We start from the raw sequence: 10,385 nt of genomic DNA, 5'->3' as shown, positions 1-10,385 counted from the left end.
AGCTCCTACAAAACGCCTAAGCGTTACCCCTGATCCTCAATCGGATACCGGCTGTCATTCAAGCTCTCCTTGATCTTGCGCAGGTGCGGCTGGAAATCCACGCCGCGGCGCAAGGTCATGCCGGTAGCCAGCACGTCGAGCACGGTGAGCTGGATGATCCGCGAGGTCATCGGCATGTAGATATCGGTGTCTTCCGGCAGCGGGATATTCAGGCTCACGGTGCTGGCCTGGGCCAGGGGTGAACCGGCAGCGGTCAGGCCCAATACCGAGGCACCATTGGCCCGGGCAATGCGTGCTACTTCCACCAGTTCACGCGTACGGCCTGTGTAGGAAATGATCACAAACAGCTCGCCGGTGTGTGCTACCGAGGCAATCATGCGCTGCATGAGCACGTCGGCGTGGGCGGTCACCGCCAGATTGAAGCGGAAGAACTTGTGCTGGGCGTCCAGCGCAACAGGCGCTGAAGCACCGAGGCCGAAGAAGTGGATCTGCCGGGCCTGAATCAGCATGTCCACAGACTTGCTGATCAGGGCGGGGTCCAGTTGCTGAACGGCACTGTCCAGCGAAGCAATCGCGCTGCCAAAAATCTTCTTGGTATAGGCCTCGGGATCATCGTCGGCTTCTACGGCCCGGCTGACGTACGCCGCACCGCTGGCCAGACTTTGCGCGAGCTGCAATTTGAGTTCTGGATAACCGCTCACGGCAAACGAGCGGCAAAAGCGGTTGACCGTCGGCTCGCTGACTTTGGCGGCCTGTGCCAATGCCGCGATACTGAACCGAGTTGCTTGTTGTGGGTTAAGAAGAATCGCTTCAGCTACCTTGCGCTCAGCCTTGTTGAGCTCTTCGAGGCGGCTCTGGATCTGCTCCAGAAGATTTCTTGAGTGGTCCATTCAAAGTCCTAATCAGGCAGATTTGCGCAGGTTTTTTTCAGGGCAGGCACATAGGCCCTTTAGCCTGTAGCAAAGGTGGCCTATCGTACTCAGGGCCTGTGTTGATCACCACTGGAATATGCTTTTAGATGCAATGTTGTGGTTATTACTACATATGGCCTTGAGTAACGCCTTTAAAAAAGGTATTTGTAGCTTAACTTGATAAAAGAACCAACATTATGCTCTCGATTACGGTTGAACCGTGCACTTTTGCCTTGTTTGGCGCCTTGGGCGACCTGGCAGTGCGCAAACTGTTCCCGGCGCTTTATCAGCTCGACCGCGCTGGATTGCTGCATGCCGACACGCGAATTCTCGCGTTGGCGCGTGAGCCTGGCGATGCACAGCAGCATTTGGCACACATCGAAGAATCGTTACGCCGCTTCGTTCCCGAAGCACAGCTTGAAACGGAACACGTAGAGCGTTTTCAGGCGCGCCTGAGTTACCTGCACGTCGACTTTCTCAAGGCTGAGGATTATGTCGCGCTGGCGGAGCGGGTGGGCGACGCAGAAACTCTGATCGCTTATTTCGCCACACCTGCTTCGGTGTATGGCGCGATCTGTGAAAACCTGGCGTCGGTCAACCTGACCGATCGCACCCGTGCCGTGCTGGAAAAGCCCATCGGTCATGACCTTGCTTCCTCGCGTCGGGTCAATGATGCCGTAGCGCAGTTCCTGCCGGAAAGCCGCGTCTACCGCATCGACCACTATCTGGGCAAAGACACCGTTCAGAACCTGATTGCCCTGCGTTTTGCCAACAGCCTGTTTGAAACCCAGTGGAACCAGAACCACATTTCCCATGTGGAAATTACGGTTGCGGAAAAGGTCGGTATCGAAGGCCGTTGGGGTTACTTCGATCAGGCCGGGCAGCTGCGCGACATGATCCAGAACCACTTGCTGCAACTGCTGTGTCTGATTGCAATGGACCCGCCAAGTGATCTGTCCGCCGACAGTATTCGCGATGAGAAGGTGAAGGTGCTCAAAGCCCTCGCACCGTTCACGCCGGAGCGTCTGGCCACTCAGGTTGTTCGTGGTCAATACACCGCGGGTTACAGCGAAGGCAAAGCCGTGCCGGGCTATTTGGAAGAAGAGAATTCCAACACCCAGAGCGACACCGAAACCTTCGTCGCCCTGCGTGCCGATATCCGTAACTGGCGCTGGTCAGGTACACCGTTCTATCTGCGTACCGGCAAGCGCATGCCGCAAAAGCTGTCGCAGATCGTGATCCATTTCAAAGAGCCGCCGCACTACATCTTCGCCCCCGAGCAGCGCATGCAGATCAGCAACCGTCTGATCATTCGTTTGCAGCCTGACGAAGGTATTTCCTTGCAGGTGATGACCAAGGATCAGGGCCTGGACAAAGGCATGCAGTTGCGTAGCGGCCCGTTGCAACTGAATTTTTCCGACACTTACCGCAGCGCGCGCGTCCCTGATGCCTATGAGCGTTTGCTGCTGGAAGTCATGCGGGGCAATCAGAACCTGTTTGTTCGCAAAGATGAAATTGAGTACGCCTGGCAATGGTGCGATCAGTTGATCGCCGGTTGGAAAAAGGCGGGCGATGCGCCCAAGCCTTATGCCGCCGGATCGTGGGGGCCGATGAGCTCCATTGCCCTGATTACTCGTGATGGGAGATCGTGGTATGGCGATATGTGAACTTGAATTTCCCCAAGGCCTTGTGGCCCGGGAATTCGATAATCCGCAGCAGTTGGCCGAGACGCTGGCGGCCAACGTAGCCGAACAGCTCAAAACGGCAATCACGGCCAAGGGCGTAGCGACTTTGGTGGTATCCGGTGGTCGTAGCCCGGTGGCGTTTTTCCAGAGCCTGGCGCAGCAGCCGCTGGACTGGTCGAAAGTGGTCATCAGCCTGGCTGACGAGCGCTGGGTGCCGGTTGAGCACGCCGACAGCAATGCCGGCCTGCTGCAGCGTTTCCTGCTGCAAGGCCCAGCAGCCAAGGCGCGTTTCTTCGGTCTATACACCGTCGCGCCGAGCCTTGAAGAGGCTGCCGAGGCGGCTGATCAGGCACTGGCTGAGCTGCCGCCGATTGACGTGCTGGTGCTGGGCATGGGCGATGACGGGCACACCGCCTCGCTGTTCCCGAACAGCCCGAACCTGAACGAAGCGTTGCAGCTGGACAGTACACGTCGCTGCTTGCCAATGCTTGCGCCTGCTGTTCCCCATCAGCGCTTGACCATGACCCGTCAACTGCTGGCTTCGGCCCGTCTGCCGATCCTGTCGGTTTCCGGTCAGGCCAAACTTGACACACTGCGGGCCGCATTGGCGGGCGATGACCTCGCTGAAATGCCAATCCGCGCCTTCCTTGACTCTTCACTTGAGATTTACTGGTGCCCATAACAAAAGGATCCGCCGCCATGAACACCGTCGATAACACTCAGCCGCTGAACAGCATGGCGAACAAGATCAAGCAGATTGACGAACTCTGCGCCAAGGCAAAAATTTTGCCGGTCATCACCATCCTGCGTGACGAAGACGTCCTGCCGCTGGCAGACGCCTTGGCCGCCGGTGGCATGACGGCGCTGGAAGTCACCTTGCGCTCGGCCTTTGGCCTGAGCGCAATCCGTATTCTTCGTGAGCAGCGCCCTGAGCTTTGCGTTGGCGCTGGCACTATTCTCGACCGGCACATGCTGGCCGACGCCGAGGCAGCCGGTTCGCAGTTCATTGTCACGCCAGGCAGCACGCAGGACTTGCTGCAAGCTGCGCTCGACAGTCCGCTGCCGCTGCTGCCCGGCATCAGCAGTGCTTCGGAAATCATGATTGGCTATGCGATGGGTTATCGCCGCTTCAAGCTGTTCCCGGCTGAGATCAGCGGCGGCGTCGCAGCGATCAAAGCCCTTGGCGGTCCCTTCAATGAAGTGCGTTTCTGCCCAACCGGTGGCGTCAACGCCGACAACCTCAAGAGCTACATGGGGCAGCCTAACGTCATGTGCGTCGGCGGCACGTGGATGATCGACAACGCATGGGTCAAGAACGGCGACTGGGGTCGTATCCAGGAAGCCACCGCACAGGCAATGGCTTTGTTTGATTGACCTGAACGCTTACCACTGTAGGAGTGAGCTTGCTCGCGATTGGATTTAACAAGCGAGATATTTGCTGCTGATACACCGCTATCGCGAGCAAGCTCACTCCTACAGGTCACTTCAACTGCTGCAACGCCTCCACCAACAACCCCATATCCGCCGCCGAGGTATTGAACCCCGGCGTAATCCGGATACACGGCCCGCACGCCGCGCCCTGGCGGGCGACGGTGAACAGGTTGTAGTCCTGCAGCAAGCGTTCGACCATTTTCTGCTGATCCGCGTGATGAGTGAAGCGCAGCGCGGTGATCCCGCAATACAGACGCGGATCGTCCGGGGTTAGAACTTCGATGTGCTCCATATCTCTTGCCGGCTTGACCCACAGGTCGCGCAGGTAACTCAGGCGTGCGCCTTTGCTGGCTGAGCCACCCATCGCCGCGTGTTCTTCGAACACTTTGGGCAAGGTCATCCAGGCTGGAATATTCGGCGTGCCGTAGGGCACCAGAGACAGGATGTCATCGCTGGCGTAGCGGGTGTCACCCATGTCCGGGTCGATAGCTGAAATCCTGTCCCGTGCCACGTAGATAAAACCCAGGCTCAATGGCGCGCCAATCCATTTCTGCAGGTTGTAGCCAGCGAATGCCACACCCAGTTCATCGAGCTTAAAGTCCAGCTGTCCCAGCGCGTGGGCACCGTCGAGGATGACATCCACGCCGTGCTCTTTCGCCAGACCGGCAATGGCCTGAACCGGCATCACTAGCCCTGTGCGGTGGGTAACATGCGTCAACGCCATCAGCTTGAGTCGGGGATACTGCTCGAAGGCTTGCTGATAGCTGCTGAGCAGACTTTCGTAAGTCGCCGGGTGGTCGTGAGAGATTTCGATAACTTCAACGCCACGGCTTTTGGCCAGCCAGCGCATGGCGGATTGCACACTGATGTAGTCCAGATCGCAGATCAGTACCTGATCGCCGGGTTGCAGCTGGTTATAGTTGCGGATCAGCGACTGCAATGATTCGGAGGCGCAGCGGGTGATAGCAATCTCCTGCGTGCTCACCTGTAGCAACTGCGCCAGTTGAGCGTGGATCATGCCGCTGTCGTGGGTATCGAACTGACGACGCACATACACCGAGTTGCTCCGGTTCACGTAATCGATGTTGCGCCGATAGTCTTCCATGACTTCACGCGTCATGCGCCCGAAGTAACCGTTCTCCAGATTGATCGGCCCTGGCTCGACGTCATAGCGCCCGGCGATGGCCTGCCAGAACTGTTCATCCCTTGCATGTTGCTCGAGCATTGCGTCCTCTCTTTGTGACTGAATGACTCATTCTGTGGAATCCAATGCTGTAGGAGCTCACCGAGGTTACGAGGCCAGCGATGGCGGTGTACCAGACAAACCGCTATCGCTGGCCTCGTAACCTCGGTGAGCTCCTACAGGGTCAACGTGCACATAAGCTCCAGAAGTCTGTTGCGATTAGCGGTCGTTGTACTTCTTCCGTGGCTGCGTACGCAGCGGATCAAGCAGCTCCGAAAGACCGTTGTGGTCGATCTCCTGCATCAACGCCAGCAAACTGCCCAGCTCGCTTTTCGGGAAGCCTTCCCGCGCAAACCAGTTCAGGTATTGGCCCGGCAAGTCAGCGAGCAGGCGGCCTTTATATTTGCCAAATGGCATCTCGCGAGTCACCAGTAGCAAAAGTTTTTCCGGATCCATGAGATTCGCGTCACCCGATTTCAATACGCCCTAACGATACGTGCATTCTGCATGCAGGCCAAAGGACAGATCATGCAGAAATCACGACCCATCTGTCTGGTGATTGTATTAACTAACTGATTTTAAAGGATTAAATATATTCAAAAAACTGGCATGCGCCCTGCAATTACCTAAGCATGCAAATCATTTTGTATAAACCTGCCCATAAGGAACTTGAAAATGACTGACATCAATAAAGAATCGATCTCCCTTCTGAACGACCTGATCGAAACCAGCAAAGATGGCGAAAAGGGTTTTCAGACCAGCGCAGAAGACATCAAGAACCCTGCGATCAAAGCTTACTTCCTGAGCCGTTCCGCAGAAATCAAAACGTCGGTCGCTGAATTGCAGGCTGAAGTACGCTCACTGGGCGGCGATCCAGAGACCTCTTCCAGCGTCAGCGGCACTCTGCATCGCGCATGGGTTGACCTTAAGTCGGCGCTGACCGGCAAAGACGACAAAGCGATCCTGGAAGAAGTAGAGCGTGGCGAAGACGTAGCGCTGAAGGCTTACAAAGAAGCCCGTCAGAAAGCAGTTGAGAAGAACCTGCCAGCTTCCGTTACCTCGTTGATCGACAAGCAGCTGGTCGGCGTACAGGCCAACCACGACAAAGTTCGTGACCTGCGCAATGCTGCTCGTGCAGAGAAAGCTGCACACTAAGACTTGAATGTCTGAAAAACGCCAGCCAGTCTGGCGTTTTTTTATGCCCGCGATTCGTTGGCGAAGGACTTGTGAGTGCGATCAGGCGTGAGCGGACTCAACCCTGTTACGCCCATTGTGTTTGGCCGTATACAGCGCCTTGTCCGCAGCACTGAACAGGTTTTCGATGGTTTCTTCGAGTTGTGCCTGCGCGCAGGCGATGCCGATGCTGACCGTGATCGGCTGTGTATCACCGGCATAAGGGGCGAGGTTTTCTATCGCACTTCTAATGGTTTCTGCGATGACCTTTGCACCTTCCAGCCCGGTTTCGCCCAGCACCGCCACAAATTCTTCGCCACCATAACGGGCGACAAAATCACCCGGTCTTCTGATGCTATTGGCAATGGTCGTCGCAACGTTGCGTAGCGCTCCATCTCCGCCGTAGTGACCGTGGCGATCGTTGAATGCCTTGAAGTGGTCAACATCGATCACCAGCAATGAAACAGGCTTGCCTGTGCGCATGCTGCGCATCCATTCGCTTTTCATCACTTCATCGAGACGTCGTCTGTTGGCAAGTCCGGTCAAGGCATCGGTGGATGCGCGGGCATTGAGTTCTTTCTCAGCTTGATGACGCAGCCTTAACTCACGGCGCAGCAGCAGGCTTAACCACAGGATACCGAAGCACAACACCGTGGTCGCAACGCCGACCAGCAGCACATTGCGGTTCCAGATGGCATAGACCTCTTTCACTGACAGGCCTGCCACCACAATCAACGGAAGGTTGCCAACATGGGAAAAGGTGTACAGGCGTTCTTTACCGTCTATGGATGAAACGCTGATAAAGCTGCCGTTACCTTCGCGCAGGATGCGCTTGAAGTTGGGGCTGTTGGCAAAGCTCTCTCCGATGACGTCTCTACCGGGTATTTCCGGGTGTCGGGCGAGCATCACGCCGTCAGTGTTGAGCAGCGTGACATTGCTGTCCGGGCCGATATCCAGCGTTCGAAACAACTGCTTGAAGTAAACCAGGCGCATCGCAGCGCTGGCGACGCCCTGGAATGAACCGTCAACACCTGATATCCGCCGGCTGAAGCTGATGCACCAGTCTTTGAAGCCCCAATGCGCCTTGAAGGGGGCACCCACCATCATCTCCAGCGACGGATTGTTCACGTGCTCCTGAAAATGCGGGCGGTCTGCGAGACTGTAGGGGCGGGGACGCGTCGAGGTCGAGTCGGCGAGGATGAAGCCGTTCTTGTCCAGCAACAGCAGATCGCCCTTGTAACGTGCGACGGTAGAGCGATCGAATAAAACCAGTTGGCGTAAATTGGAAGGAATATTTTGCAACTCGGGCATTCGCCACGCGTTGATCATGCCTTGCAGCGAGGTGTCGTAAAGCTCAGCGTTACGCATTACATCGGCGTCTATCAACCGCACGATGTTGGAAGAAGCTCGTGCGGCAGCTTCATGGGCGTCCCGGCGCTCGCGCATCAATAGCGAGACGACAATGACCGCTATAGCGGCAATCGCCAGCACACTGCCGCACACCAGGAAAACTTCTGGCCGAGTCCATTTTTTATGCGGTGCCTGCATGGCGTGATGAGCAATCATTGCGCGGAGGAGCTCGGTAAATGTTCAATGCTTCTTCAACTCTTTGTTTTAAAAGAGTTTTAAGAGTTTTATATATTTAGCGTCTTTGTCGACCCGGTATTTATAACTCAAATGGGACGCGCCGAAACAGCGGTGTTTTATCGCACGCGTGAATGCGTTTTATTTCGTGAGCAATTATTCGGGTTAACCGATACGGCGTTGTAACGCCGCGCTTGGGCGAGAACTATGTTTGCCGCAAGCGTGATCTTGATCCTGGAGGGCCGGCTTTATCAGGGAGAGCGGTGTTTCTGGCGAGGGACATTTAGCGAGCATTTCCATGACCTCCCGGCTAAAGCCGATCCTGCGGGGCGGTGCTCGGAGACTGAGCCAACCATCACAACGGCAGGTTGATCCCAAAGGTGTTGATACCCTCGCGGCTGTGCACGAACACGCTGCCGCCATGCATCAGGGCAATGGCTTTGACGATAGCCAGCCCAAGGCCATGGTTGCCGCCGCTGTTGGCGCGTGAGGCGTCGACCCGATAAAAACGCTCGAAGAGTTTGGGCAGGTGCTCGTTGGCAATCTGTGTGCCGGGATTGGCTACGCCGACACTGACATGATCGACCTGTTTGCTAATGTCGACGCGGATCAATTGCCCTGCTTGTGTGTGCTGCACGGCGTTATGCAGCAGGTTGATCAGCGCTCTGCGCAAGTGAGTCTTTTCCATTGGCACAAGCGCATCACCATGGACTTCGACCCTTACCTGCGCATCCTCAAGAATGAAATCCAGATAATCCAGTGTGGTTGCCACTTCCTGGGCCAGAGAGGCGCAGGTCAGTTCCGTGACCTTGCTACCCTGGTCGGCACTGGCCAGAAACAGCATGTCGTTGATGATCGAGCGCAGCCGTTCAAGCTCTTCCAGATTCGATTGCAGCACTTCGAAGTAATGTTCTGCCGAGCGGCCCCGGGTCAAGGCCACCTGAGTCTGGCCAATCAGGTTGGTCAACGGCGAGCGCAGTTCATGGGCGACATCTGCATTGAAGGATTCGAGCCGCGCATAGGCCTGCTCGACTCGCTCCAGTGTCGAGTTGAAGGAGGTCACGAACTGGTTCAACTCCGGCGGCAGCGGCGTCATTTGCAGGCGCCCCGAGAGGCGCGGCGGGGCGAGTTTGCGCGCCTCCAGCGAGAGACTCGTCAATGGCCGCAAACCGATACGCGCGACCCAGTAGCCCAGCATTGAAGCGAGCAGGATGCCCAGCGCCGCAAAGCCGATCAGGGCAATCATCAGCGAGTGCTGGGTTTGCAGGAATGTCTCAGTGTCGACAGCAATCAGGAAACGTAACGGAGGACGTTGTTCTTTGGCTTCGAACTGGCTGACCAACACTTTGAACGGGGATTGATGTCCGGAAATTCGCAGGTCACGCATGCCCAGCGGGCCGTTGGCGAAGCTGCGAATGTGAGGGTCCGGGTTGCCGAACTCATACACCGGATTGTCGCTGACCACCCAGAAACGCAGGCGCTTGTCCTCTTCGCTGAGCAGTCTGAGTTTGCTTTTGATCCTGCCCCAGTGCTCGACGTCACTGTGGCGGTTGACCGCGGATTCCAGCACGCTGTAGCGCGCTTCAGCCTCGGCTTCCGGCAGCAGCGCCATGCTTTTGTCGACCTGCAAATACAACGCCCAGCCAATCAACGTGAAGACCAGGAGCGCAACCAGAGCGAACAGGCCGCTCAGACGCAGGGCGATGGAGTCAGTCTTCACTGCGTTCTCCAGCACGGCTTTCCAGCACGTAGCCCATGCCTCGAATGGTGTGCAGCAGTTTCTGTTCGAACGGCCCATCCAGTTTTGCCCGCAGCCGTTTGATCGCCACCTCGACGACATTGGCGTCGCTGTCGAAATTGATGTCCCAGACCATTTCGGCAATCGACGTTTTCGAAAGGATCTCTCCTTGGCGGCGGGCAAGTACGCTAAGCAACGAAAACTCTTTCGCCGTCAGGTCCAGACGCAACCCGGCGCGGGTGGCCTTGCGGCTGATCAGGTCGATCCACAGGTCGGCAATGCTGATTTGCACTGGCTCGTGGCCGCTGCTGCGGCGGGTCAGGGCTTGCAGGCGAGCGACCAGTTCAAGAAATGAAAACGGCTTGCCCAGATAGTCATCGGCGCCTTCACGCAGCCCGCGAATACGGTCATCCACTTGCTCTCGGGCGGTGAGCATGATCACCGGCGTCTGCTTGCGAGCGCGCAACGTGCGCAATACGCCAAAGCCATCCAGGCCGGGCAGCATCACGTCGAGAATAATCACGTCGTAATCGCTCTCAAGCGCAAGGTGCAGCCCCTCGATGCCATCGCGGGCGAGGTCCACGGTGAAGCCTTGTTCGGTCAGGCCGCGATGCAGGTAATCGGCGGTCTTCTCTTCGTCTTCGATGATCAGGACACGCATGGGGCAGAGTCTCTATGGG

General features: G+C 56.8%; 10 protein-coding genes. 4 read left to right on the top strand and 6 right to left on the bottom strand.

Annotated elements, in window-relative coordinates; translation table 11 throughout:
* Positions 1–23: 23 nt before the first annotated feature.
* The gene (locus AUC60_RS03125) at positions 24–890 is read right to left on the bottom strand and encodes a MurR/RpiR family transcriptional regulator (RefSeq protein ID WP_087264633.1); all 867 of its coding nucleotides are present in this window, start codon (positions 888–890) and stop codon (positions 24–26) included.
* Positions 891–1,108: 218 nt separating this feature from the next.
* Here AUC60_RS03125 and zwf point away from each other — a divergent pair, with 218 nt between their 5' ends.
* Genes zwf through AUC60_RS03110 form a run of 3 tightly spaced genes read left to right on the top strand, consistent with a single transcriptional unit; the run spans position 1,109 to position 3,970 of the window.
* Positions 1,109–2,578, top strand: a complete 1,470-nt coding sequence (gene zwf, locus AUC60_RS03120; protein ID WP_087264632.1) for a glucose-6-phosphate dehydrogenase — start codon at positions 1,109–1,111, stop codon at positions 2,576–2,578.
* Positions 2,565–3,278 (top strand): 6-phosphogluconolactonase, encoded by a 714-nt coding sequence (pgl, locus tag AUC60_RS03115; protein ID WP_087264631.1) that lies wholly within the window; start codon positions 2,565–2,567, stop codon positions 3,276–3,278. The genes zwf and pgl overlap by 14 nt, the downstream gene beginning before the upstream one ends.
* Positions 3,279–3,295: 17 nt before the next feature.
* Entirely contained in the window at positions 3,296–3,970 is a 675-nt protein-coding gene (locus AUC60_RS03110; protein ID WP_087264630.1) for a bifunctional 4-hydroxy-2-oxoglutarate aldolase/2-dehydro-3-deoxy-phosphogluconate aldolase, read from the top strand.
* Between the two features lie 106 nt (positions 3,971–4,076).
* Here the strand turns inward: AUC60_RS03110 and AUC60_RS03105 are convergent, their stop codons facing one another.
* Together AUC60_RS03105 and AUC60_RS03100 are read right to left on the bottom strand one after the other, a co-directional pair.
* Positions 4,077–5,252 (bottom strand): aminotransferase class V-fold PLP-dependent enzyme, encoded by a 1,176-nt coding sequence (locus AUC60_RS03105; RefSeq protein ID WP_087264629.1) that lies wholly within the window; start codon positions 5,250–5,252, stop codon positions 4,077–4,079.
* Between the two features lie 177 nt (positions 5,253–5,429).
* Positions 5,430–5,666 carry a DUF3820 family protein gene (locus tag AUC60_RS03100; protein WP_087264628.1) on the bottom strand — a complete coding sequence of 79 codons (237 nt, stop codon included), beginning with the start codon at positions 5,664–5,666 and terminating at the stop codon, positions 5,430–5,432.
* Positions 5,667–5,885: 219 nt separating this feature from the next.
* Between AUC60_RS03100 and AUC60_RS03095 the strand changes: the two genes are divergently transcribed.
* A complete protein-coding gene (locus AUC60_RS03095) occupies positions 5,886–6,365 on the top strand; it encodes a PA2169 family four-helix-bundle protein (protein ID WP_087264627.1) in 480 nt (159 codons plus the stop codon).
* Positions 6,366–6,446: 81 nt separating this feature from the next.
* Here AUC60_RS03095 and AUC60_RS03090 read toward each other — a convergent pair whose 3' ends face one another.
* From AUC60_RS03090 to AUC60_RS03080, 3 genes are all read right to left on the bottom strand, one after another.
* Entirely contained in the window at positions 6,447–7,949 is a 1,503-nt protein-coding gene (locus tag AUC60_RS03090; protein WP_087264626.1) for a GGDEF domain-containing protein, read from the bottom strand.
* A 373-nt stretch (positions 7,950–8,322) separates the two neighbouring features.
* A complete protein-coding gene (locus AUC60_RS03085) occupies positions 8,323–9,687 on the bottom strand; it encodes a heavy metal sensor histidine kinase (protein WP_087264625.1) in 1,365 nt (454 codons plus the stop codon).
* Positions 9,677–10,366, bottom strand: a complete 690-nt coding sequence (locus tag AUC60_RS03080; protein WP_087264624.1) for a heavy metal response regulator transcription factor — start codon at positions 10,364–10,366, stop codon at positions 9,677–9,679. Before AUC60_RS03080 ends, AUC60_RS03085 begins: the two co-directional genes overlap by 11 nt.
* Between the last annotated feature and the right edge of the window lie 19 nt (positions 10,367–10,385).

Source organism: Pseudomonas caspiana, assembly GCF_002158995.1.
In the GTDB taxonomy this organism is placed as follows: Bacteria; Pseudomonadota; Gammaproteobacteria; order Pseudomonadales; family Pseudomonadaceae; genus Aquipseudomonas; species Aquipseudomonas caspiana.
Note: the sequence above shows the minus strand (reverse complement) of the source record. Positions and strands in the feature narration are given on the sequence as shown.